The sequence below is a fragment of the Streptomyces sp. NPDC104106 genome, from assembly GCF_055584345.1.
The window spans coordinates 79573-102494 of the sequence record NZ_JBVJMF010000028.1 but is presented as its reverse complement, the minus strand read 5'-3'; the positions used below and the strand labels follow the sequence as shown (position 1 = coordinate 102494).

At 72.2% G+C, this 22922-nt stretch carries 22 protein-coding genes; 20 read left to right on the top strand and 2 right to left on the bottom strand.

Going from position 1 to position 22922, the window contains the following annotated elements:
* The first annotated feature begins 166 nt into the window (after nucleotides 1–166).
* From ACZ60X_RS40230 to ACZ60X_RS40195, 8 genes are all read left to right on the top strand, one after another.
* Nucleotides 167–1273: a quinone-dependent dihydroorotate dehydrogenase gene (locus tag ACZ60X_RS40230; protein WP_469610044.1), complete on the top strand. Its 1107-nt coding sequence runs from the start codon at nucleotides 167–169 to the stop codon at nucleotides 1271–1273.
* Nucleotides 1270–2115: an orotidine-5'-phosphate decarboxylase gene (gene pyrF, locus ACZ60X_RS40225; RefSeq protein WP_469610034.1), complete on the top strand. Its 846-nt coding sequence runs from the start codon at nucleotides 1270–1272 to the stop codon at nucleotides 2113–2115. Before ACZ60X_RS40230 ends, pyrF begins: the two co-directional genes overlap by 4 nt.
* Before the next feature lie 268 nt (nucleotides 2116–2383).
* Nucleotides 2384–2707 (top strand): integration host factor, encoded by a 324-nt coding sequence (locus tag ACZ60X_RS40220; RefSeq protein ID WP_469610031.1) that lies wholly within the window; start codon nucleotides 2384–2386, stop codon nucleotides 2705–2707.
* Nucleotides 2708–2767: 60 nt separating this feature from the next.
* Entirely contained in the window at nucleotides 2768–3325 is a 558-nt protein-coding gene (gmk, locus tag ACZ60X_RS40215) for a guanylate kinase (protein WP_469610028.1), read from the top strand.
* Between the two features lie 53 nt (nucleotides 3326–3378).
* Nucleotides 3379–3651 (top strand): DNA-directed RNA polymerase subunit omega, encoded by a 273-nt coding sequence (rpoZ, locus tag ACZ60X_RS40210; RefSeq protein ID WP_003982715.1) that lies wholly within the window; start codon nucleotides 3379–3381, stop codon nucleotides 3649–3651.
* 115 nt (nucleotides 3652–3766) lie between these two features.
* Complete coding sequence (coaBC, locus tag ACZ60X_RS40205; protein ID WP_469610025.1) at nucleotides 3767–4969, top strand: bifunctional phosphopantothenoylcysteine decarboxylase/phosphopantothenate--cysteine ligase CoaBC; 1203 nt, start codon at nucleotides 3767–3769, stop codon at nucleotides 4967–4969.
* A 263-nt stretch (nucleotides 4970–5232) separates the two neighbouring features.
* Nucleotides 5233–6441 (top strand): methionine adenosyltransferase, encoded by a 1209-nt coding sequence (gene metK / locus ACZ60X_RS40200; protein ID WP_469610022.1) that lies wholly within the window; start codon nucleotides 5233–5235, stop codon nucleotides 6439–6441.
* A 138-nt stretch (nucleotides 6442–6579) separates the two neighbouring features.
* Complete coding sequence (locus ACZ60X_RS40195) at nucleotides 6580–8745, top strand: primosomal protein N' (protein ID WP_469610019.1); 2166 nt, start codon at nucleotides 6580–6582, stop codon at nucleotides 8743–8745.
* A gap of 141 nt (nucleotides 8746–8886) precedes the next feature.
* Here the strand turns inward: ACZ60X_RS40195 and ACZ60X_RS40190 are convergent, their stop codons facing one another.
* The gene (locus tag ACZ60X_RS40190) at nucleotides 8887–9432 is read right to left on the bottom strand and encodes a hypothetical protein (RefSeq protein WP_469610017.1); all 546 of its coding nucleotides are present in this window, start codon (nucleotides 9430–9432) and stop codon (nucleotides 8887–8889) included.
* 225 nt (nucleotides 9433–9657) lie between these two features.
* Between ACZ60X_RS40190 and fmt the strand changes: the two genes are divergently transcribed.
* The 9 genes from fmt (at nucleotide 9658) to ACZ60X_RS40145 (ending at nucleotide 19036) form a co-directional block, all read left to right on the top strand.
* Nucleotides 9658–10590 carry a methionyl-tRNA formyltransferase gene (gene fmt, locus ACZ60X_RS40185; protein WP_469610014.1) on the top strand — a complete coding sequence of 311 codons (933 nt, stop codon included), beginning with the start codon at nucleotides 9658–9660 and terminating at the stop codon, nucleotides 10588–10590.
* Nucleotides 10591–10673: 83 nt separating this feature from the next.
* A complete protein-coding gene (locus tag ACZ60X_RS40180) occupies nucleotides 10674–12092 on the top strand; it encodes an RsmB/NOP family class I SAM-dependent RNA methyltransferase (RefSeq protein WP_469610012.1) in 1419 nt (472 codons plus the stop codon).
* A 110-nt stretch (nucleotides 12093–12202) separates the two neighbouring features.
* The gene (gene rpe / locus ACZ60X_RS40175; protein WP_469610009.1) at nucleotides 12203–12886 is read left to right on the top strand and encodes a ribulose-phosphate 3-epimerase; all 684 of its coding nucleotides are present in this window, start codon (nucleotides 12203–12205) and stop codon (nucleotides 12884–12886) included.
* A gap of 90 nt (nucleotides 12887–12976) precedes the next feature.
* Nucleotides 12977–14020 (top strand): sugar-binding transcriptional regulator, encoded by a 1044-nt coding sequence (locus ACZ60X_RS40170; RefSeq protein WP_469610007.1) that lies wholly within the window; start codon nucleotides 12977–12979, stop codon nucleotides 14018–14020.
* 318 nt (nucleotides 14021–14338) lie between these two features.
* Nucleotides 14339–14812 carry a guanyl-specific ribonuclease gene (locus ACZ60X_RS40165; RefSeq protein ID WP_469610005.1) on the top strand — a complete coding sequence of 158 codons (474 nt, stop codon included), beginning with the start codon at nucleotides 14339–14341 and terminating at the stop codon, nucleotides 14810–14812.
* A complete protein-coding gene (locus ACZ60X_RS40160) occupies nucleotides 14809–15153 on the top strand; it encodes a barstar family protein (protein WP_469610002.1) in 345 nt (114 codons plus the stop codon). The genes ACZ60X_RS40165 and ACZ60X_RS40160 overlap by 4 nt, the downstream gene beginning before the upstream one ends.
* 128 nt (nucleotides 15154–15281) lie before the next feature.
* Nucleotides 15282–16724 (top strand): GuaB1 family IMP dehydrogenase-related protein, encoded by a 1443-nt coding sequence (locus ACZ60X_RS40155; protein ID WP_469609999.1) that lies wholly within the window; start codon nucleotides 15282–15284, stop codon nucleotides 16722–16724.
* 344 nt (nucleotides 16725–17068) lie between these two features.
* Complete coding sequence (locus tag ACZ60X_RS40150) at nucleotides 17069–18556, top strand: amino acid permease (RefSeq protein WP_469609996.1); 1488 nt, start codon at nucleotides 17069–17071, stop codon at nucleotides 18554–18556.
* 27 nt (nucleotides 18557–18583) lie between these two features.
* A complete protein-coding gene (locus ACZ60X_RS40145; protein ID WP_023552128.1) occupies nucleotides 18584–19036 on the top strand; it encodes an Lrp/AsnC family transcriptional regulator in 453 nt (150 codons plus the stop codon).
* Nucleotides 19037–19128: 92 nt separating this feature from the next.
* On the opposite strand, the gene ACZ60X_RS40140 is transcribed toward ACZ60X_RS40145, so the two are convergent.
* Nucleotides 19129–19869: a GntR family transcriptional regulator gene (locus tag ACZ60X_RS40140; RefSeq protein WP_469609992.1), complete on the bottom strand. Its 741-nt coding sequence runs from the start codon at nucleotides 19867–19869 to the stop codon at nucleotides 19129–19131.
* 205 nt (nucleotides 19870–20074) lie between these two features.
* Here ACZ60X_RS40140 and ACZ60X_RS40135 point away from each other — a divergent pair, with 205 nt between their 5' ends.
* Genes ACZ60X_RS40135 through ACZ60X_RS40125 form a run of 3 tightly spaced genes read left to right on the top strand, consistent with a single transcriptional unit; the run spans nucleotide 20075 to nucleotide 22919 of the window.
* Nucleotides 20075–21235, top strand: coding sequence for an ABC transporter substrate-binding protein (locus ACZ60X_RS40135; protein WP_469609990.1), 1161 nt, complete (start codon nucleotides 20075–20077; stop codon nucleotides 21233–21235).
* Entirely contained in the window at nucleotides 21232–22113 is an 882-nt protein-coding gene (locus tag ACZ60X_RS40130; RefSeq protein WP_469609987.1) for an ABC transporter permease, read from the top strand. The genes ACZ60X_RS40135 and ACZ60X_RS40130 overlap by 4 nt, the downstream gene beginning before the upstream one ends.
* A complete protein-coding gene (locus ACZ60X_RS40125) occupies nucleotides 22098–22919 on the top strand; it encodes an ABC transporter permease (RefSeq protein WP_469609985.1) in 822 nt (273 codons plus the stop codon). The genes ACZ60X_RS40130 and ACZ60X_RS40125 overlap by 16 nt, the downstream gene beginning before the upstream one ends.
* Nucleotides 22920–22922 lie beyond the last annotated feature (3 nt).

The following is a 22922-nucleotide window of genomic DNA, read 5'->3' as shown; positions in this document are numbered from 1 at the left end:
GCCGCGGCCGTCCAGGGCATCGACGCCCTCAACCACGGCGACGTGGGCGTCCGCTCGCTCCAGGAACACGCGGAACACCTCACCGCAGCCCGCGACTAGCAGCCCTGAGGGGGACACCGGAAACGGTGTCCCCCTCTGTATGAGCACCCTGAGGACTTCTTCCGAGATGTACAAGCTCTTCTTCCGTCTGGTGTTCACCCGGATGGACCCCGAGAAGGCCCACTACCTGGCCTTCCGCTGGATCCGCCTCGCCGCCCGCGTCCCGGGCCTGCGCACCTTCGTCGCCGCGGCGCTGGCACCCCGCTACAAGGAACTGCGCACCGAGGCGCTCGGGCTGCGCATGCACGGCCCCTTCGGGCTCGCAGCCGGTTTCGACAAGAACGCCGTCGCCGTCGACGGCATGGCGATGCTCGGCTTCGACCACGTCGAGATCGGCACGGTGACGGGGGAGCCGCAGCCCGGCAACCCCAAGAAGCGGCTGTTCCGCCTCGTCGCGGACCGCGCGCTGATCAACCGCATGGGCTTCAACAACGACGGCTCGCTGGCCGTCGCGGCGCGGCTCGCCTCGCGCCGCCCGGTCTTCCGGACCGTCGTGGGCGTCAACATCGGCAAGACCAAGGTCGTCCCGGAGGCCGAAGCGGTCGGCGACTACGTGAAGTCCGCCGAGCGGCTCGCGGCGTACGCCGACTACCTGGTCGTCAACGTCTCCTCGCCGAACACGCCCGGCCTGCGCAACCTCCAGGCCACCGAGGCGCTGCGCCCGCTGCTGACCGCCGTGCGCGAGGCCGCCGACCGCACGGTCGCGAACCGCCGCGTCCCGCTGCTCGTGAAGATCGCGCCCGACCTCGCAGACGAGGACGTCGACGCCGTCGCCGACCTCGCCGTGGAGCTGGGCCTGGACGGCATCATCGCCACCAACACGACCATCGCGCGCAAAGGGCTCGGGCTGACCTCCCGGCCCTCCCTGGTGCAGGAGACCGGCGGCCTGTCCGGCGCTCCGCTCAAGGACCGCTCCCTGGAGGTGCTGCGCCGCCTCTACGCGCGTGTGGGCGACCGGATCACCCTCGTGGGCGTCGGCGGCGTGGAGACCGCCGAGGACGCCTGGCAGCGCATCCTGGCCGGTGCCACGCTGGTCCAGGGGTACAGCGCCTTCATCTACGAGGGCCCCTTCTGGTCGCGCTCGATCCACAAGGGCCTCGCCGCGCGCCTGCGCACCAGCCCGTACGCCACCCTCGCCGACGCGGTCGGCGCCGACGTGAGGAAGCCCGCATGACGTCCCACGAGCCCTTCGGCGCCCGGTTGCGCCGCGCCATGGACGAGCGCGGTCCGCTGTGTGTCGGCATCGACCCGCACGCCTCCCTGCTCGCCGAGTGGGGCCTGAACGACGACGTCTCCGGACTGGAGCGGTTCAGCCGGAGGGTCGTCGAGGCCGTCGCGGACCGCGTCGCCGTGATGAAGCCGCAGAGCGCCTTCTTCGAGCGCTTCGGCTCGCGCGGTGTCGCCGTGCTGGAGACGGTCGTCCAGGAAGCGCGCGCGGCCGGCACCCTGGTCGTGATGGACGCCAAGCGCGGCGACATCGGCTCGACCATGGCCGGGTACGCGGAGGCCTACCTGCACAAGGACGCCCCGCTGTTCTCCGACGCCCTGACCGTCTCGCCGTACCTCGGTTACGGCTCGCTCAGCCCGGCCGTGGCCCTTGCCCGGGAGAGCGGCGCGGGCCTGTTCGTGCTGGCCCTGACCTCGAACCCGGAGGGCCCCGAGGTGCAGCACGCGGTGCGTGCCGACGGCCGCAGCGTGGGCGCGACCATGCTGGCCCACCTCGCCGCCGAGAACGCGGGGGAGGAGCCGCTCGGCTCCTTCGGCGCCGTCGTCGGCGCCACGGTCGGCGACCTGTCGTCGTACGACCTCGCGATCAACGGTCCGCTCCTGGCGCCCGGTGTGGGCGCGCAGGGGGCGACGGCGGCCGACCTGCCGAGGGTCTTCGGGCCGGCCCTGCGCAACGTGGTGCCGAACGTGAGCCGGGGTGTTCTGCGTCACGGTCCCGACGCCGGGGCCCTGCGCGCGGCCGCGGAGCGTTTCGCGGACGAGATCCAGGGCGTCGTCGCGGGTTCCTGACCCCTGCGGCGCGGGGCCGGGCAGGCGGCGGGCCGGCGACTTGAGTGTGAATACATCCTCAAATCGGGGTCATTATGTCTGAAATGTCCGGCCTGACGGAGGCTGACCAGGACTTTTCCGCTGTTCTCGCTGACTCTGGCGGACTTGCCCGCTAGTCTCCGAGCAGAGTGAACGGGCGAAGCGTGTTGCTCGTGGCTCCCCAGGTGTGGGGCGACTAGGTTCCTCACCGGTCCGTATCCGACAGTTCGACATCCGAGGTGACGTAGGCGTGGCTCTTCCGCCCCTTACCCCTGAACAGCGCGCAGCCGCGCTCGAAAAGGCCGCCGCGGCTCGCCGGGAGCGGGCCGAGGTCAAGAATCGACTCAAGCACTCCGGCGCATCCCTGCACGAGGTCATCCAGCAGGGTCAGAAGAACGACGTCATCGGCAAGATGAAGGTCTCCGCGCTGCTCGAGTCGCTGCCGGGCGTGGGCAAGGTCCGCGCCAAGCAGATCATGGAGCGTCTGGGCATCTCCGAGAGCCGCCGCGTGCGGGGTCTCGGTTCCAACCAGATCGCGTCTTTGGAGCGTGAGTTCGGCGGCTCCGCCTCCTGAGTCCGTCTCCGGGCGGACCGGGAGTCCCGGGCATCCCGGGATTGCTGGAATAATCGCTGCATGAGTGAACGTCCGCGGCTGACCGTGCTCTCCGGCCCCTCGGGGGTCGGCAAGAGCACGGTCGTCGCCCATATGCGCAAGGAACACCCCGAGGTCTGGCTCTCGGTGTCGGCCACCACCCGCACGCCGCGCCCCGGCGAGCAGCACGGAGTCCACTACTTCTTCGTCACCGACGAGGAGATGGACAAGCTGATCGCCAACGGCGAGCTGCTGGAGTGGGCCGAGTTCGCCGGGAACCGCTACGGCACGCCGCGTGCGGCCGTGCTGGAGCGGCTGGAGAAGGGCGAGCCGGTGCTGCTGGAGATCGATCTCCAGGGGGCCCGGCAGGTCCGGGAGTCGATGTCCGACGCCCGGCTGGTGTTCCTGGCTCCCCCCTCCTGGGAGGAGCTGGTGCGCAGGCTGACCGGCCGGGGCACCGAGCCGCCCGAGGTCATCGAGCGCCGCCTGGAGGCGGCCAGGACCGAGCTGGCGGCCGAGCCGGAGTTCGACATGACCTTGGTCAACACCTCCGTCGAGGACGTGGCCCGTGAGCTGCTAGCCTTGATGGACGTTGTGTGATCGTGACTGTGATCACGATGATTGATTCTTTTCCATCCATCGGAAGGTAGAGCGTGTCCTCTTCCATCACCGCGCCCGAGGGCATCATCAACCCGCCGATCGACGAGCTCCTCGAGGCAACCGACTCGAAGTACAGCCTCGTGATCTACGCGGCCAAGCGGGCCCGCCAGATCAACGCGTACTACTCGCAGCTCGGCGAGGGCCTGCTGGAGTACGTCGGTCCCCTCGTCGACACGCACGTCCACGAGAAGCCGCTCTCGATCGCCCTGCGCGAGATCAACGCGGGTCTGCTGACGTCCGAGGCCGTCGAGGGCCCCGCCCAGTAAGACCGCGCAGTAGTACTTTCAGATTGCGCTTGACTTATCCACAGGCCCGGCAGTCATGCTGCCGGGCCTGTGGTGTGTCATGGGTGTTGCAGGTTCTCGAATCCGGGGAGTGACGGTGGACAAGCCCAAGGTCGTGCTGGGGGTCAGCGGTGGCATCGCCGCGTACAAGGCCTGCGAGCTGCTGAGAAGGTTCACGGAGTCGGGCCATGACGTCCGCGTGGTCCCCACCGCCTCCGCGCTGCACTTCGTCGGCGCCGCCACCTGGTCCGCGCTGTCGGGCAACCCGGTCTCGACGGAGGTCTGGGACGACGTCCACGAGGTCCCGCACGTCCGCATCGGCCAGGGCGCCGACCTCGTCGTCGTCGCGCCCGCCACGGCCGACATGCTCGCCAAGGCCGCGCACGGCCTCGCCGACGACCTGCTCACCAACACGCTCCTGACCGCCCGCTGCCCGGTCGTCTTCGCGCCCGCCATGCACACCGAGATGTGGGAGCACCCGGCCACCCAGGAGAACGTGGCCACCCTGCGCCGGCGCGGCGCCGTCGTCATCGAACCGGCCGTGGGCCGCCTCACCGGCGTCGACACCGGCAAGGGCCGGCTGCCCGACCCGGCCGAGATCTTCGAGGCCTGCCGCCGGGTCCTGGCCCGTGGCGGCAACGAGCCCGACCTCAAGGGCCGCCACGTGGTCGTATCGGCGGGCGGCACCCGTGAGCCCCTCGACCCGGTCCGCTTCCTCGGCAACCGCTCCTCCGGCAAGCAGGGCTACGCCCTCGCCCGCACCGCCGCCGCCCGCGGCGCCCGGGTCACGCTGGTGGCTGCCAACACCGGCCTGCCCGACCCGGCGGGCGTGGACGTCGTCCCCGTCGGTACGGCGGTCCAGCTGCGCGAGGCCGTCGTGAAGGCGGCGGCCGACGCCGACGCGGTCGTGATGGCCGCCGCCGTCGCCGACTTCCGACCGGCCGTCTACGCCGCCGGAAAGATCAAGAAGAAGGACGGCCAGGAGCCCGACCCGATCGTCCTGGTACGGAATCCAGACATTCTCGCGGAGATTTCCGCCGATCGCGCCCGGCCCGGACAGGTGGTCGTCGGCTTCGCCGCCGAGACCGACGACGTCCTCGCCAACGGCCGCACCAAGCTCGCCCGCAAGGGCTGTGACCTGCTGGTGGTCAATGAGGTGGGGGAGCGCAAGACGTTCGGCTCCGAGGAGAACGAGGCCGTGGTGCTGGGGGCCGACGGCAGCGAGACCCCCGTGCCGCACGGCCCCAAGGAAGCCCTGGCCGACACCGTCTGGGACCTGGTCGCCGAGCGCCTGCGCTGAGCCCCGGCGCGCCCCGCGAACCCCCGCTATGGGCGCGCGCGAACGCGTCTGGATCACCCCTCGATTCGCGTGTGGCGACCCTGGCCAAGGTCACCCGGCATTGGGCAGAATGCCCGTGCCGCAGGTCACAGCACTCCCGAGAGGCGAGACAGTGACCCACCGGCCGAGTGCGACCGATAAACTGTTCAGGGTCGGCACCGGGCGCAGCCCTCGTGCCGACTGCAAATGATCAGCCAGCAGCCGCTGCAACCACAGGGAGCGTTGTGTCCCGTCGCCTGTTCACCTCGGAGTCCGTGACCGAGGGTCACCCCGACAAGATCGCTGACCAGATCAGCGACACCATTCTCGACGCGCTTCTGCGCGAGGACCCGACCTCCCGGGTCGCCGTCGAGACGCTGATCACCACCGGCCTGGTGCACGTGGCCGGCGAGGTCACGACCAAGGCGTACGCGGACATCGCGACCCTGGTCCGCAACAAGATCCTGGAGATCGGCTACGACTCCTCCAAGAAGGGCTTCGACGGCGCCTCCTGCGGTGTGTCCGTGTCCATCGGCGCGCAGTCCCCGGACATCGCGCAGGGTGTCGACACGGCGTACGAGTCCCGGGTCGAGGGCGACGACGACGAGCTGGACAAGCAGGGTGCCGGCGACCAGGGCCTGATGTTCGGCTACGCCTCCGACGAGACGCCGACCCTCATGCCGCTGCCGATCTTCCTGGCGCACCGCCTGTCCAAGCGCCTGTCCGAGGTCCGCAAGAACGGCACCATCCCCTACCTGCGCCCGGACGGCAAGACGCAGGTCACCATCGAGTACGACGGCGACAAGGCCGTCCGCCTCGACACGGTCGTCGTCTCCTCCCAGCACGCCTCCGACATCGACCTGGAGTCGCTGCTCGCCCCCGACATCCGCGAGTTCGTCGTGGAGCCCGAGCTGAAGGCGCTGCTGGACGAGGGCATCAAGCTGGACACCGAGGGCTACCGTCTGCTGGTCAACCCGACCGGCCGCTTCGAGATCGGCGGCCCGATGGGCGACGCCGGCCTGACCGGCCGCAAGATCATCATCGACACCTACGGCGGCATGGCCCGCCACGGCGGCGGCGCCTTCTCCGGCAAGGACCCGTCCAAGGTGGACCGCTCCGCCGCGTACGCGATGCGCTGGGTCGCGAAGAACGTCGTGGCGGCGGGCCTGGCCTCCCGCTGCGAGGTCCAGGTCGCCTACGCGATCGGCAAGGCCGAGCCCGTCGGTCTCTTTGTGGAGACCTTCGGCACCCACAAGATCGAGACGGAGAAGATCGAGAAGGCGATCGACGAGGTCTTCGACCTCCGCCCGGCCGCGATCATCCGCGACCTCGACCTGCTCCGCCCGATCTACGCCCAGACGGCGGCCTACGGCCACTTCGGCCGCGAGCTGTCCGACTTCACCTGGGAGCGCACCGACCGCGTCGACGCCCTCCGCAAGGCCGTGGGCCTGTAGACCCGCGCCCTTCTCCTCGCCGAGGCCCGGCTCCCCCTCGGGAGCCGGGCCTCGGCGTGTCCGCGTGGGACCGCGGCGGCCCCGGGCGGTGCCGGGCGCCGGCGGCCCTTGTCAGTGGCGTTTGGTAAGAATGCAAGCGTGAGCAGCGAGAACGGGGAACCCCGGGCGGACGGGGGCGGCGAGGCCGAAGGGGCGCCGCCGGAGCAGCTCGCGTTCATCCGGGAGAGCGTCCGCAAGGCCAGGGCGCCGCGTGCCAAGCCGCGGACCTGGCGGGGGGCCGCGCTCGCCAAGGAGCTGCCCGTCGCCCGGGTCCTGGTCGACAAGGGCGTGCTGCACCTCGACCGGTACTTCGACTACGCCGTGCCCGAGGAACTGGACGCGCAGGCGCGGCCCGGGGTGCGGGTGCGGGTGCGGTTCGGGGCCGGCCGGGGCCGGGTGCGCGAGGGGCGGCGCGAGGGCGGGGGGCTCATCGACGGCTTCCTCATCGAGCGCCGGGCCGAGTCCGACTACTCCGGGCCGCTGGCCGCACTGGCCCAGGTCGTCTCCCCGGAGCCCGTCCTCGGCGAGGAACTGCTGGGGCTCGCCCGCGCCGTCGCCGACCGCTACGCCGGAAGCCTCGCCGACGTGCTCCAGCTGGCCGTGCCGCCGCGCAGCGCGCGGGCCGAGCAGCGGCCCTCGCCCGCGCCGCTCCCCCCACCGCCCGCACCGGACCCCGCCACCTGGGGACGGTACGAGCACGGGGCCGCCTTTCTCGACGCGCTGGCCTCCGGCGGAGCGCCGCGGGCCGTCTGGAACGCGCTGCCCGGCCCGCGGTGGAGCGAGGAGCTGGCGCGGGCGGTCGCCGCCACGCTCGCCTCGGGACGCGGCGCCCTGGTCGTCGTACCGGACGGGCGGGACGCCACGCGCGTCGACGCCGCGCTCACCGCGCTGCTCGGTCCGGGACGGCACGCGCTGCTCACCGCCGACGCGGGACCCGAGAAGCGGTACGAGCAGTGGCTCGCCGTGCGGCGCGGATCCGTACGGGCTGTGGTCGGGACGCGGGCGGCCATGTTCGCGCCCGTGCGGGACCTGGGACTCGTGGCGGTCTGGGACGACGGCGACGACAGCCTCAGCGAGCAGCACGCACCGCAGCCGCACGCCCGCGACGTGCTGCTGCTGCGCGCCGCCCTGGACAAGTGCGCCTTCCTGCTCGGCGGGTTCGCCTGCACCGTGGAGGCGGCCCAGCTGGTGGAGAGCGGCTGGGCCCGGCCGCTGGTCGCCGGCCGCGAGCAGGTGCGGCGGGCCGCCCCCGTGGTCCGCACCGTCGGGGACGAGAACCTCGCGCGCGACGAGGCCGCCCGCGCCGCGCGGCTGCCGAGCCTCGCCTGGGAGACGGCCCGGGAGGGGCTGCGGCACGGCCCGGTGCTGGTGCAGGTGCCCCGGCGCGGCTACGCACCCCGTCTGGCCTGTGCGCAGTGCCGGGCGCCGGCGCGGTGCCGGCACTGTTCCGGACCGCTCCAGGCGCAGGACGCGGGGGTGCTGCGGTGTGCCTGGTGCGGGCGGGAGGAGAGCGCGTGGCACTGCCCGGAGTGCGGCGGCTTCCGGCTGCGCGCCCAGGTGGTGGGGGCACGGCGGACGGCCGAGGAGCTGGGGCGCGCCTTCCCCGCCGTTCCGGTGCGCACCTCGGGACGGGAACACGTGCTGGACACGGTGCCGGGCACGCCCGCACTGGTGGTGAGCACGCCGGGCGCCGAACCCGTCGCCGAGGGCGGCTACGCGGCTGCCCTGCTGCTGGACGGCTGGGCCATGCTCGTACGGCCCGACCTGCGGGCCGGTGAGGACGCGCTGCGCCGCTGGATCACGGCGGGCGCGCTGGTCCGGCCGCAGAGCGAGGGGGGCACGGTGGTCGTGGTGGCCGAGCCGACGCTGCGGCCGGTGCAGGCGCTGGTGCGCTGGGACCCCGTCGGGCACGCGGTGCGGGAGCTGGCCGAGCGAGCGGAGCTGGGCTTCCCGCCGGTGTCCCGGATGGCGGCCGTCACCGGTACACCGGCGGCCGTCGCCGGCTTTCTGGCGTCGGTCGAACTGCCGCCGGACGCCGAGGTGTTGGGGCCGGTTCCGGTGCCGCCCACACCGCCTGGCCGGCCCCGCAGACCCGGCGCCCCACCGCCCGGTGAGCACTGGGAGCGGGCACTGGTCCGGGTGCCGCCCGGCAGCGGCGCGGCACTGGCCGCCGCGCTGAAGACCGCCCAGGCCGCCCGAATGGCGCGCGGCGCCGGGACCGGTGAGGCGGTGCGGGTGCGGATCGACCCGCCGGACATCGGTTGACCGCATGGAGCGTGCGGCCGCGTGCTCGGGTGGTGGCAGCGCGGGGCACGCGGTCGTCGGCGCCTGGCCGCTCGCCCGACGTGCGACTGCTCCCCCGGAAGGCGGTTCCGGGAGAGCAGGGGGATGCGGGTTCGGGGGCGTTCAGCCGTTGCGAGGACTGGGGAAGGCCGTCGGGCGGGGTTCGTCGCGCAGGGCCGGGCTGCCCGCGGTCGGCTGGGTCGGCATGGAGCGGGCGGCGGGGACCGTGGGCACCGAGGGCAGGCCGCCGTTGACGTTCAGCGTGCGCGTACCGGTCGCCTCCGGCGTGCGCTCGGCCTCGGGGGCGGCCGTCTGGGCCGCGGCCCGGCGGGCGCCGTAACGGCGGTGCACCGCCTGCTTGGTGACGCCGAGCGCCGAGCCCACCGCGTCCCATGAGAAGCCGAGTGAGCGGTCGAAGTCCACGGCGGCCGTGACCAGGGTTTCGACACTGTCGCGGAGTTCCTGGGCGAGGCGGACCGTCGGGGCGGGGGCGCGTCCGTAGACGACGAAGCCCGTGGACGGGCCGGAGCGGCGCGGGCGGTAGACGTTGCCCAGCTGGGCGGTGAGCGTGCGCAGCGCGTCCACCTGGCGGCGGACCCGCTCGATGTCCCGCACCAGCAAGTGCAGGCTGGCCCGGGCCTGGGCGTCGTGGGTTGCGTGGTCGGCCATGAACAAGCCTCTCGAACCGGCGTTGAAAGGAATTGGGCCGCGACAGCGGCCCGATGTGGTCAACTCTTTCTTGACCAACGCGTGTGCGCGCCGCTGGTCACGGGGTGGGGGCGTACGGGCATATGCGTACGCCGGTCGTCCGGGCGCGCGCCGCCTGCGGCCGGGTGTGGTCATAGACTGGTGCGCTGCCCGCCCAACCCCCGCCCGAGAGGCCCGATCCCGCCCATGAAGCTCGTCTTCGCCGGTACCCCCGAGGTCGCCGTTCCCGCCCTGGACGCCCTGATCACCTCCGGGCGGCACGAGGTGGCCGCCGTCGTCACGCGGCCCGACGCGCCGGCCGGGCGCGGGCGCAGGCTGGTCGCGTCGCCCGTGGCCGAGCGGGCCGAGGAGGCAGGGATCGAGGTGCTCAAGCCGCTGAAGCCGCGGGACCCCGAGTTCCTGGAGCGGCTCAAGGAGATCGCGCCCGACTGCTGCCCGGTCGTCGCCTACGGCGCCCTGCTGCCCAGGGCCGCCCTCGACATCCCGGCGCACGGCTGGGTCAACCTGCACTTCTCCCTGCTGCCCGCCTGGCGCGGGGCCGCGCCGGTGCAGCACTCCATCATGGCCGGCGACCAGATCACCGGCGCCTCCACCTTCCTCATCGAGGAAGGGCTGGACTCCGGGCCGGTCTACGGCACCGTCACCGAGGAGGTCCGGCCCACCGACACCAGCGGCGATCTGCTCACGCGGCTCGCCTTCGCGGGTGCCGGCCTGCTCGCCGCGACCATGGACGGCATCGAGGACGGCACCCTGAAGGCCGTACCGCAGCCGGCCGAGGGCATCACCGTCGCGCCGAAGATCACCGTCGAGGACGCCCGCGTGGACTGGGCGGCGCCCGCGCTGCGCGTCGACCGCGTCGTGCGCGGCTGCACCCCGTCGCCCGGCGCCTGGACCACCTTCCGGGGCGAGCGGCTCAAGCTCATCCAGGTCACGCCCGTGCCCGAGCGGACCGACCTGGCACCGGGTCGGATGGCCGTCGGCAAGAACAGCGTGCACGTGGGCACCGGTTCGTACGCCGTCGAGCTGCTCTGGGTGCAGGCCCAGGGCAAGAAGCCGATGCGGGCGGCCGACTGGGCCCGCGGCGTGCGCATCACCGACCACGAGCCCCTGGGGAGCTGAGGCCCGGGCGGCGGAGGTGACGGGGTGCGGACGTAGGCTGGAGGCCGCACCGCCTTCTTCCTCGTATCCGGAGCACCTTTTTCGTGAGTGAGCAGTCCCGGCGGCCCCGCAGGCCCGCCAAGCCCTACCGCCGTCCGCAGAAGGACCCCGTCCGCATCCTCGCCTTCGAGGCGTTGCGCGCGGTCGACGAACGGGACGCGTACGCCAACCTCGTGCTGCCGCCACTGCTGCGCAAAGCCCGCGACAAGGGCGACTTCGACGCGCGGGACGCCGCCCTCGCCACCGAGCTGGTGTACGGCACGCTGCGGCGCCAGGGGACGTACGACGCGGTCATCGCCGCCTGCGTCGACCGGCCGCTGCGCGAGGTCGACCCGCCGGTGCTTGACGTACTCGGCCTCGGCGCGCACCAACTGCTCGGGACCCGGATCCCGACGCACGCCGCCGTCTCCGCCACCGTGGAGCTGGCGCGGGTGGTGCTCGGCGACGGGCGGGCCAAGTTCGTCAACGCCGTGCTGCGGAAGGTGGCGCAGGACGACCTCGACGGGTGGCTGGCGAAGGTGGCGCCGCCGTACGACGAGGATCCCGAGGACCACCTCGCCGTCGTGCACTCCCACCCCCGCTGGATCGTCTCCGCGCTGTGGGACTCGCTCGGCGGCGGGCGCGCCGGGATCGAGGACCTGCTGGAGGCCGACAACGAGCGGCCCGAGGTGACCCTGGTCGCGCGGCCGGGGCGGGCCACCGCCGAGGAGCTGCTGCGGGAGGAGGCCGCCGTGCCCGGGCGCTGGTCGCCGTACGCCGTGCGGCTCGCCGAGGGCGGTGAGCCGGGCGCGGTGACGGCCGTGCGCGAGGGGCGGGCCGGGGTGCAGGACGAGGGCAGCCAGCTGGTCGCCCTGGCGCTCGCCAACGCGCCGGTCGAGGGCTCCGACACCGCGTGGCTCGACGGGTGCGCCGGACCGGGCGGCAAGGCCGCGCTGCTCGCCGCCCTCGCCGCCGAGCGCGGTGCCACGCTGCTCGCCTCCGAGAAGCAGCCGCACCGGGCGGGGCTGGTCGCCAAGGCGCTGGCCGGAAATCCCGGGCCGTACCAGGTCATCGCCGCCGACGGCACCCGGCCGCCGTGGCGGCCCGGCACCTTCGACCGCGTGCTGATGGACGTGCCCTGCACGGGGCTCGGCGCGCTGCGCAGGCGGCCCGAGGCCCGCTGGCGGCGGCGCCCGGACGACCTGGAGAACTTCGCCCCCCTCCAGCGCGCCCTGCTGCGCACCGCGCTCGACTCGGTGCGCGTCGGAGGTGTCGTCGGGTACGCCACCTGCTCGCCGCACCTCGCCGAGACCCGGGCCGTCGTCGCCGACGTGCTCAAGCAGCGCCCGGACACGGAACTGATCGACGCCCGCCCCTTCCTGCCCGGCGTGCCCGCGCTCGGCGAGGGCCCGGACATCCAGCTGTGGCCGCACCTGCACGGCACCGACGCGATGTATCTCGCACTCGTCCGTCGTACCGGCTGAGGCCGGGCAGTCACCGGGAGTCATCCACAGGCAGCCGCATCAGTACGATGAACGGTCTCGCCTGTGGACGGGCGCGAACATCAGTGCTCTGGACATGGCAGGCTTGGGGCATGGCCCAGATCAACCCCAGCATCCTGTCCGCCGACTTCGCGCGCCTCGCGGAGGAGGCCAAGGCGGTCCAAGGCGCCGACTGGCTCCATGTCGACGTCATGGACAACCACTTCGTCCCCAACCTCACGCTCGGCGTGCCGGTCGTGGAGTCCCTGGCGCGTGCGACGGACACCCCGCTGGACTGCCATCTGATGATCGAGGACCCCGACCGCTGGGCTCCCCGGTACGTCGAGGCGGGGGCCTCCTCGGTCACCTTCCATGTGGAGGCCGCGGCCGCCCCCGTGCGGCTCGCCAGGGAGATCCGCGCCAAGGGTGCCCGCGCCTCCATGGCACTGAAGCCGGCGACGCCGATCGAGCCCTTCGAGGACCTGCTGCCCGAGCTGGACATGCTGCTGATCATGACGGTCGAGCCCGGCTTCGGCGGCCAGGCGTTCCTCGACATCATGCTGCCCAAGATCCGCCGCACCCGGGAGCTGATCAGCAAGCACGGCCTGCAGCTGTGGCTCCAGGTGGACGGGGGTGTCTCCGCGTCGACGATCGAGCGGTGCGCGGAGGCGGGCGCGGACGTCTTCGTGGCGGGTTCGGCGGTCTACGGCGCCGAGGACCCGGCCGAGGCGGTGCGTGCCCTGCGCGCCCAGGCGGAGGCGGTGACGGCCCAGGCGTCCTGGGCATGCGACCACTGAGCCACAGATACGTGAACGGTTAAGTGAACGGCGCCCATCAGGGCAGATCAGTCGCCCCGAATCTGCAAGGATGAACGGCGAATCCAGAGTGTGAACAGCAGTGAGGAGATCGCCGTGTCGGGTATGTCGGCGGGCCGGTCAGCCATGCGGATGGGACCCGCTGAGCTGGTCCAGGCGGCGGCCATGGCCCGCCGCTTCTACCTCGAGGGGAAGTCCAAGATCCAGATCGCCGAGGAGTTCGGCGTCAGCCGCTTCAAGGTGGCCCGGGTCCTGGAGACGGCCCTCGAACGGGATCTCGTACGCATCGAGATCCGCGTGCCTGCCGAGCTGGACGCCGAGCGCTCCGACGCGCTCCGCGCCCGCTACGGCCTCAGGCACGCCGTCGTGGTCGAGTCCCCGGCCGAGGCCGAGGAGACCCCCGATCCGGAGAACCTCGGCGAGGTCGCCGCCGACCTGCTCGGCGAACTCGTCAACGAGGGGGACGTGCTCGGGCTGGCCTGGGGCCGGTCCACCATCCACATGGCGGCGGCGCTCGACCGGCTGCCGCCGTGCACGGTGGTGCAGCTGACGGGGGTGTACGACGCCGGGACCGCCGAGCGCGGATCGGTGGAGGCCGTGCGCCGCGCCGCCCAGGTCTCGGGCGGGGACGCGCACCCCATCTACGCGCCGATGCTGCTGCCGGACGCGGCCACCGCGGCGGCGCTGCGCAACCAGACCGGGATCGCCCGGGCCTTCGAGTACTTCGACAAGGTCACGGTCGCCTGCGTCTCCATCGGCTCCTGGGAGCCGGGCATCTCGACGGTGCACGACATGCTCAGCGACGAGGAGCGGGCGCACTACGCCTCGCTCGGTGTCGCCGCCGAGATGTCCGCGCACCTCTTCGACGCCGAGGGGCGCCGGATCGGGCGGGACCTGGGGGAGCGGTGCATCACGGTCAAGGCGGATCAGCTGCGCCGTATCCCGGAGGTCGTGGCGATCGCCGGCGGCCAGCGCAAGGCGTCCGCCATCGACGCGGTGCTGCGCTCCGGGCTGGTCACCAGTCTGGTCACGGACACATCGGCCGCGGACTACCTGATGACGGCGGGCCCGACCCCGAAGCCTGCCCTGAGCCGCGCGGACCCCGACGGCTCCTGACACAGGAGTTCGCGGGCTCCGGGCCGGCGGCGACAGCTTGCCGAGGGAAGCCGAGGGAAGTCGAGCGCCGCTGACCGGTGCCGGCCGGTACGGGCCGGTGGGGACCGGCGTTGACCGATTCGGGCGGGCTCCGATGGGTTGTTCCGGCGGGCAGGGCGGCAGCGGGCTCGCGGGCTTCGGCCTGCCTCGGACTCCCCTGACCCGGGTCCGGCCGGATCCGGCGGGTTCCGACGGGTTCTGACCGGTGTCGTACGGAGTCGGCGGGCCTCGGCAGGGGCTGGGCCGTCTCCGGTGCGGCGGCGTGGCAGCATCAGCGGCATGTTGCTCCGGTTCCTCCCACCACCGGCCCGGCGACGGCGGGTGCCCCGCCTGTTCGCGGGGCTGCTGGTCGTTCTGGCCGTCCTGCTGACGGCATGCTCGTCGCACACGAGCACCGGCACGGGCCGAAGTGCCGGTCCCGGTTCCCCCACCCGCCCCGCCGCCACGAGCGCGGCCACCCCGGCGTGGGCCAGGGGCATGGCCACCGTCCAGGCCCCCGCGCTGCCCCCGCAGGCCCGGCAGACCCTCGCCCTCATCGACAAGGGCGGCCCCTACCCCTACGCCCGGGACGGCGTCGTCTTCGGCAACGTCGAACGCCGCCTGCCCAAGCACCAGCGCGGCTACTACCACGAGTACACCGTCAGGACGCCGGGCTCGCGCGATCGAGGCGCCCGGCGCATCATCACCGGCCAAGACGGGGAGATCTACTACACCGATGATCACTACAACTCGTTCCGGGCGGTGCTGAGATGAGCGAAGACCTCGCAGGGCGGCTCGTCGTCACGCTGGACCTCGGCGGAGTCGGCGACAAGGCCGGTCTGATGGACCGCGCCGCCCGGGCCCTGGCGCTGCCCGACTGGTTCGGCCGCAACTGGGACGCGCTGGCGGACTCCCTGTCCGACCTGTCCGTGTGGCCGGAGGAGGCCAAGGAGGGACTCCTCCTCGTCGTCACGCACTGGCAGGGGTACGCCGAGGCACGGCCGCGGGAGTGGGAGACCGCCCAGGAGGTGTTCTCGCACGCCATGCGGGTGATGCCGGCGCTCACCGTCGCCCTCGCGCTGGGCGGACCGAGCTTGGAGGATCCTCCTAGCTGATCGGCGCGGGGCCTGGATGTTCTGTCAGGGCATGACAGACCGCCCGACATGGGACAATGAAGTACGTGCTCTTTTCCCCTGGCGCACCCGTCGGGGGGTCACCTCTGATCGACTGGGATGTGCAGCACGTGCGTTTCCTCAATGACATCCAGCCCGCGTACGACCTGACGTACGACGACGTGTTCATGGTGCCGAGCCGCTCCGCGGTCGGCTCGCGTCAGGGCGTGGACCTCAGCTCGCCGGACGGCACGGGCACCACCATCCCGCTCGTCGTCGCCAACATGACCGCCATCGCCGGCCGCCGCATGGCCGAGACCCTGGCCCGCCGCGGCGGCCTGGTGGTCATCCCGCAGGACATCCCGATCGAGGTCGTCACCGACGTCATCTCCTGGGTCAAGAGCCGCCACCTGGTGCTCGACACCCCGATCGTGCTGGCCCCGCACCAGACCGTCGCCGACGCTCTCGCGCTGCTGCCCAAGCGCGCCCACAACGCCGGTGTGGTCGTGGACGAGAACGACCGCCCGGTCGGTGTCGTCACCGACGCAGACCTGTCCGGTGTCGACCGCTTCACCCAGCTCGAAGTGGTCATGTCCAAGGACCTGCTGCTCCTCGACGCCGACATCGACCCCCGCGAGGCCTTCAACACCCTCGACCACCACAACCGGCGCTACGCCCCGGCCGTCGACAAGGACGGCAAGCTGGCCGGCATCCTCACCCGCAAGGGCGCCCTGCGCGCCACCCTCTACACCCCCGCCGTCGACGCGCACGGCAAGCTGCGCATCGCCGCCGCCGTCGGCATCAACGGCGACGTCGCGGGCAAGGCCAAGCAGTTGCTCGACGCGGGCGTCGACACGCTCGTCATCGACACCGCGCACGGCCACCAGGAGTCGATGATCAGCGCCATCAAGCTGGTGCGCGCACTCGACCCCCAGGTGCCGATCGTCGCGGGCAACATCGTCTCCGCCGAGGGCGTCAAGGACCTCGTCGACGCCGGTGCGGACATCATCAAGGTCGGTGTCGGCCCCGGCGCCATGTGCACCACCCGCATGATGACCGGCGTGGGCCGGCCGCAGTTCTCGGCCGTCCTGGAGTGCGCCGCCGAGGCGAAGAAGTACGGCAAGCACGTCTGGGCCGACGGCGGTGTCCGCCACCCGCGCGACGTCGCCATGGCCCTTGCGGCCGGCGCGTCCAACGTGATGATCGGCTCCTGGTTCGCGGGCACCTTCGAGTCGCCGGGCGACCTCCAGCAGGACGCGAACGGCCGCCTGTACAAGGAGTCGTTCGGCATGGCCTCCGCCCGGGCGGTGCGCAACCGCACGTCCGAGGAGTCGGCCTACGACCGCGCCCGCAAGGCGCTGTTCGAGGAGGGCATCTCCACCTCCCGCATGTTCCTCGACCCGGCCCGCCCGGGCGTCGAGGACCTGATCGACTCGATCATCGCGGGCGTCCGCTCCTCCTGCACCTACGCCGGCGCGGGCTCCCTGGAGGAGTTCGCCGAGAAGGCCATCGTCGGCGTCCAGAGCGCCGCCGGCTACGCCGAGGGCAAGCCGCTGCACGCCAGTTGGAGCTGATCCGCGCAACGTCCTTCCACGGCCCCCGTACCCCCTCGTCAGGGGAGGTGCGGGGGCCGTTCCCGTATCCGGAAGCTCCGTACTCATTTGTCGGGCCAGGGACGCACATGAGGACCGTCGCGCAAAGCTTGACAGTCCACGCGCAACGATTTGGCGTTCCGGTCCGATGAACGCAATGATCCTTCGGGGACGCGCAAGGTTGCTGCATTACGTCCGTGAAGGCCTGCCTCATAGGGTGCTCGTCTGTACGGGGCGTGGCGGGGATCCCGCTCGGTGGGTTCCTGTCCTCGCAGGCTGCCCCCGGTCCCCGAACGCATTGACCGGCAGCGATAAGGAGCCAGCGCGTGCTCGACCAAGGCGCACCCCCGCACGACCGCCCAGCGACCGCCCCCGCGTCCCCGGGCGTCGCCGCGCGCCTCATGCGGCGCAAGCCCGTGGAACGCCTGGTCGCGGAGGGCGGCCACGGTGAGGGGGGATCGCTCCGGCGCTCCCTCGGGCTGTGGCAGCTGACCATGATCAGCATCGGTGCCACGCTCGGCACCGGCATCTTCGTCGTGCTCGGCGAGGCCGTCCCCAAGGCGGGTCCGGCCGTCACCCTCTCCTTCGTGATCGCCGGCCTCACCGCGCTGTTCTCGGCCCTGTCCTACGCCGAGCTGGCGGGCACCATCCCGGTCTCCGGATCCTCGTACTCGTACGCATACGCAACCATGGGCGAACTGATCGCCTGGATCTGCGGCTGGTGCCTGCTCCTGGAGTACGGCGTCTCGGTGGCCGCCGTGGCCGTCGGCTGGGGCCAGTACCTGAACGAGCTGCTCGACGGCACCCTCGGCGTCACCATCCCGGACGCCCTGTCGGCCCCGCCCGGCCAGGGCGGCGTCTTCAACCTGCCCGCCCTGATCGTCGTCCTGCTCGGGATGGTGTTCCTGCTCGGTGGCGCCAAGGAGTCCGCGCGGGCCAACACCATCATGGTGAGCGTGAAGATCGCCGCGCTGATCCTCTTCTGCGCCATCGGCTTCATGGGCTTCAGGTCCGGCAACTACGCGAACTTCATGCCGCTCGGCATGAGCGGTGTCAGCGCGGCCGGTGCCACGCTGTTCTTCTCCTACATCGGCTTCGACGCCGCCTCCACCGCCGGTGAGGAGGCGAAGGACGCCCAGCGCGACCTGCCGCGCGCGATCATGCTGTCCCTGGTCATCGTGACCGCGCTGTACGTCCTCGTCGCGGCCGTCGCCGTGGGCGCCTGGCCGTGGAAGAAGTTCAAGGACTCCGAGGCCGCGCTCGCGCAGATCATGACGGACGTCACCGGGCAGAGCTTCTGGGGCACGCTGCTGGCGTTCTGCGCGGTCATCGCCATCGCGAGCGTCGTCCTGACCGTGCTCTACGGCCAGACCCGCATCCTGTTCGCGATGTCCCGCGACGGCCTGGTGCCCAAGGTGTTCGGCAAGGTCCACCCGAAGACGGGCGCGCCGCGCGCCAACACGATCATCGTGTCCCTGTTCTGCGGTGTCCTCGCCGCCGCGATCCCGCTCGGTCAGCTGGCGGACGCCACGAGCATCGGCACGCTGTTCGCCTTCGCGCTGGTCAACGTCGCGGTCGTGGTGCTGCGCCGGACCCGCCCGGCGATGCACCGCACCTTCCGCGTGCCGCTGTCGCCGGTGCTGCCCGCGCTCGGCTTCCTCTTCTGCGTCTGGATGATGGGCAGCCTGTCCACGGTCACCTGGATCGTGTTCGGTGTCTGGATGGCCGTCGGGCTCGTGTTCTACTTCGTATACGGCTATCGCCGTTCCCGTCTCGCGACCGGTGAGGGTCTCGCGGTGACGGCAGAGAAGTGACCGGACCGAAGAAGTGAACCACCCCCTGTGCTGAACGATCTCGACGAACGCATCGTGCACGCCCTCGCCGAGGACGCCCGCCGCTCCTACGCGGACATCGGGCAACTGGTCGGACTCTCCGCCCCCGCCGTCAAACGGCGCGTGGACCGGCTGCGGGCCACCGGCGCGATCACCGGATTCACCGTCCGGGTGGATCCGGCGGCCCTCGGCTGGGAGACCGAGGGGTACATCGAGATCTACTGCCGGCGCAACACCTCGCCGGAGACCATTCAGCGGGGGCTGGAGCGGTACCAGGAGGTCGTGGCCGCGTCGACCGTCACCGGTGACGCGGACGCGATCGCCCAGGTCTTCGCCTCCGACATGCGGCACTTCGAGCGGGTGCTGGAGCGGATCGCCGGGGAGCCGTTCGTGGAGCGGACCAAGTCCGTGCTGGTGCTGTCGCCGTTGCTGCGGCGGTTCTCTTCCGGGGCGCCGGGATAGGCGTCGGGCCCCGGTCGGGGCGCCCTCGCCGGTGCCGGTCACGGGGCGCGTGCGGTACCTCGTGCCCGGCGGCCGACCGCGCACCCGGGGTTCTACTCCGCCGTCTTCCTCGCCAGCGCGTTGCTCCCGATCGAGTTGCGCACACTGAAGCTGACCGCGTCCGGGCGGTACCGGTCGTCCGACCACTCCACCGGCCGCCCCTCCCGCGTCGTCGTCACGCGCCGCACTCTCAGCAGCGGACTCGTCCGGCGCACCCGGAGCAACTCGGCGTCCCGGGCGCCGCAGGCGACCGCGTCGATGATGTGCTCGCCGTACGCGAAGACCAGCCCCGTGTCGTCGTACAGCCGCTGGGTGACCGACGGGCACTCCGGCTCGATGGCCTCGACCGCCGGGGAGATCCAGTCGGCGTACACCGTGCGCTCCAGGAGCACCGGCTCGCCGTCCAGGCCGCGCACCCGGAGCACATGCAACACCGGTGCCCCTGTGGGGAGTTGGAGGCGCACCGCGTCCTCGTGGGTCGCCGGGCGGTACTGCTGGCTCACCACCCGGCCCGTGGCCTCGCGGCCCATCGCCCGCGCCCACTGGGCGAAGCTGCGCAGTTCCTCGAAGCTCTGGCTGCGGCGGCTGGCGAGGACCACCCGGCGGGCGCCCTGACGGGAGCCGATCAGGCCCTCCGAGGTCAGGGCCGCGACGGCCTGGCGGACCGTGCCGCGTGACACGCCGTAGTGCGCGGCCAGCTCCGACTCCGAGGGCAGCCGGCTGCCGACCGTGTACTCCTCGCGGTCGATGGCCCGCCGCAGCTCGTCGGCGATCTCCTCGTGTCGCGCCGTCATGCTTCCCCTCTGCGTAGGTCGCTGTGCACAGCGTGACCAGCCTAATCGACGTTTCCGTGTGATCCGTGCCAACCGGAAGTGTGCAGGGAAACTGGGGTTTGTGTTTCGCCCGCGTTTACGGAAAGGACACCGGGGCCGGGCGTACTGAGGTGGACTTGTTCAGACAAGTTCTCCCACCCTCGCCATGTGTCCCCCTGGAGAGACCATGACCGTGTCCCTGCCGAGAAACGCCGTGCTCGGCGGCTGCACCGCCGTCGTCGCCGCGCTCGCCCTGAGCGCCTGCGGCGCCGCCCCCGACAACGCGTCGACCACCACCAAGGACGGCAAGAGCGCCGCCGCCGCCACCTCCGCGGCCGACTTCGGCGGCATGGCCGGCCTGGTCGCGGCGGCCAAGAAGGAGGGCACGCTGCACATCATCGCGGTGCCCCGCGACTGGGCGAACTACGGCGCGATCATCGACGGCTTCCAGAAGAAGTACGGCATCAAGATCGAGGACGAGAGCCCCGACGGCAGCAGCCAGGACGAGATCAGCGCCGTCACCTCCCGCAAGGGGCAGGACCGGGCACCCGACGTGCTCGACCTGGGATCCTCCTTCGCGCTGAGCGCCGCACAGCGGGGGCTGCTCGCCCCGTACAAGGTGGCCTCCTACGGCGACATCCCCGAGGCCCAGAAGGACGCGCAGGCCCGCTGGTACAACGACTACGGCGGCTACGTCTCCATCGGCTGCGACGCGCGGCGCGTCAAGGCCTGCCCGACCAGCTTCAAGGACCTCCTCAAGCCCGAGTACAAGGGCCAGGTCGCCCTCAACGGCATCCCCACCAAGGCCGGCGCCGCCTTCGGCGGTGTCTACGCCGCCGCCCTCGCGAGCGGCGGGTCCTTCGACGACATCCAGCCCGGCCTGGACTTCTTCGCCAAGCTGAAGAAGAACGGCAACTACACGCCCGTCGCCTCCACCCCGGCCACCGTCGAGAAGGGTGAGACCCCGATCTCCATCGACTGGGACTACCTGAACGCCGGGTACGCCGACGAGTTCAGGTCCAAGGGCCTGGACTGGAAGGTCACCATCCCGGCCGACGGCCAGTACGCCCAGTACTACTCCCAGGCCGTCAACAAGGACGCCCCCCACCCGGCGGCCGCCCGCCTGTGGCAGGAGTACCTCTACAGCGCCGAGGGCCAGAACCTGTGGCTCAAGGGCTACGCCCGCCCGGCCCTGATGGCCGCCCTGGAGAAGGCCGGCACGCTCGACAGGACCGCCGCCGCCAAGCTGCCCGCGGTCAGCGGCACGCCCTCCTTCCCGACCGAGGCCCAGCAGAGCAAGGCCAAGACGGTCATCGCGCAGGGCTGGGCGAAGGCCGTCTCCGGATGACCGCCGCCCTCACGCGTGCGGACGTGGCGCCCGTCGCTCCGGCGAAGCGGCGGCGCCGCGCCCCCGGCTGGCTCGCCGTCGTCCCCCTGCTGGTCTTCGCCGCCACCGCCTTCGGCCTGCCCTGCCTGGCCCTGGTCGACGGCGCCTTCTCGGTCGGCGGACACTACGGCACGGGCAACCTGACCGACTCGCTCCAGGGGCCCTACCTCACCGCCCTGCTCGGCAGCGTCAAGCTGTCCGCTACCGCCGCCGGGCTCGGCGCCCTGTTCGGACTCCCGCTCGCCCAGGCCGTGGCCGGCTCCCGCTCCCCCCGGCTGCGCGAGGCCGTGCTGACCGCCTCCGGCGTGCTCGCCAACTTCGGCGGTGTGCCGCTGGCCTTCGCCTTCGTCGCCACCCTCGGCAACGCGGGCGTCCTGACCGTGCACCTCGGCCTGAAGGACAGCGGCTGGGACCTCTACAGCTTCTGGGGCCTGGTCCTCGTCTACCTGTACTTCCTCATCCCGCTCATGGTCCTCACCATCACCCCCGCGCTGGACGGCCTGCGCGTCCAGTGGCGCGAGGCCGCGCTGAACAACGGCGCCACCGGCGCCCAGTACTGGCGCCACGTGGCCCTGCCCGTGCTCGCGCCCTCGCTGCTCGGCGGTCTCGTGCTGCTCTTCGGCAGTGCCTTCGCCGCCTACGCCACCGCCGCCGCCATGGTCGGCAGCGCGGTCCCGCTGGTCACCCTGCAGATCGCCGACGCGCTGTCCGGCAACGTGCTCGTCGGCCAGGAGAACACCGCGCTCGCCCTCAGCCTCGACATGGTCCTGGTGGCCGCGGCGGTGATGGCCGTGTACCTGCCCCTGCAACGCCGGAGCGCCCGATGGCTCGACGCCTGACCCCCTGGCGCTGGGCCGTCCTCGGCCTCGCCGCCCTGTACTTCCTGGTGCCGCTCGGCGCGTCCGTGGTCTTCACCGTCGACGTGCCCGGCCGGGGCGTCTCCCTCGACGCCTACACCAGGATCCTGTCCGCCGACGGCTTCGGCTCCAGCCTGCTGCTCTCGCTGGAGCTGGCCCTGGCCACCATCGCGGCCGTGCTGCTGCTGACGGTGCCCGCCATGGTCGCCCTCCGGCTCGGCGCGCCCCGGCTGCGGCCGGTGGTGGAGGTGGTCTGCTCGCTGCCGCTGGTGGTGCCGCCGATCGCGTTCGTCGCCGGGATCGTCAGCGTGCTGAAGTGGGGCCCGGACCATCTGTCCCGCACCCCGCTGTTCCAGACGTTCGTCGCGATCCAGAACCCGAGCTTCCCGGTCGTGCTCGTCCTCGCCTACGTCGTGATGGCGCTGCCCTTCGTGTACCGGGCGCTGGACGCGGGCCTGCGCGCCGTCGACGTGCGCACGCTGGTCGAGGCCGCCCGCAGCTGCGGTGCCTCCTGGCCGCAGGCGCTCGTGCGGGCCGTACTGCCGAACCTGCGCGGGGCCCTGCTGAACGCGTCCTTCCTCACCCTGGCCCTGGTGCTCGGCGAGTTCACGGTCGCCCAGCTGCTCGGCTACCAGCCCTTCGCCGTGTGGATCTACAACGTCGGCGGCTCCCAGGCCCAGATGTCCGTCGCCGTGTCCGTACTCAGCCTGCTCGTCACCTGGGCCCTGCTCCTCGCGCTCGCCGGCGTCGGCGGCGGACGCAACCGAACCGCGAACTCCCGGGGATGACAC

Excerpts from the sequence above, each read along its gene's own strand:
- fmt (WP_469610014.1), top strand. The coding sequence starts at position 9,658 with ATGAAGCTCGTCTTCGCCGGTACCCCCGAGGTCGCCGTTCCCGCCCTG.
- ACZ60X_RS40190 (WP_469610017.1), bottom strand. The coding sequence starts at position 9,432 with ATGGCCGACCACGCAACCCACGACGCCCAGGCCCGGGCCAGCCTGCAC.
- ACZ60X_RS40140 (WP_469609992.1), bottom strand. The coding sequence starts at position 19,869 with ATGACGGCGCGACACGAGGAGATCGCCGACGAGCTGCGGCGGGCCATC.
- ACZ60X_RS40230 (WP_469610044.1), top strand. The coding sequence starts at position 167 with ATGTACAAGCTCTTCTTCCGTCTGGTGTTCACCCGGATGGACCCCGAG.
- rpe (WP_469610009.1), top strand. The coding sequence starts at position 12,203 with ATGGCCCAGATCAACCCCAGCATCCTGTCCGCCGACTTCGCGCGCCTC.
- ACZ60X_RS40130 (WP_469609987.1), top strand. The coding sequence starts at position 21,232 with ATGACCGCCGCCCTCACGCGTGCGGACGTGGCGCCCGTCGCTCCGGCG.
- gmk (WP_469610028.1), top strand. The coding sequence starts at position 2,768 with ATGAGTGAACGTCCGCGGCTGACCGTGCTCTCCGGCCCCTCGGGGGTC.
- ACZ60X_RS40165 (WP_469610005.1), top strand. The coding sequence starts at position 14,339 with ATGTTGCTCCGGTTCCTCCCACCACCGGCCCGGCGACGGCGGGTGCCC.
- ACZ60X_RS40160 (WP_469610002.1), top strand. The coding sequence starts at position 14,809 with ATGAGCGAAGACCTCGCAGGGCGGCTCGTCGTCACGCTGGACCTCGGC.
- ACZ60X_RS40135 (WP_469609990.1), top strand. The coding sequence starts at position 20,075 with ATGACCGTGTCCCTGCCGAGAAACGCCGTGCTCGGCGGCTGCACCGCC.
- ACZ60X_RS40125 (WP_469609985.1), top strand. The coding sequence starts at position 22,098 with ATGGCTCGACGCCTGACCCCCTGGCGCTGGGCCGTCCTCGGCCTCGCC.
- pyrF (WP_469610034.1), top strand. The coding sequence starts at position 1,270 with ATGACGTCCCACGAGCCCTTCGGCGCCCGGTTGCGCCGCGCCATGGAC.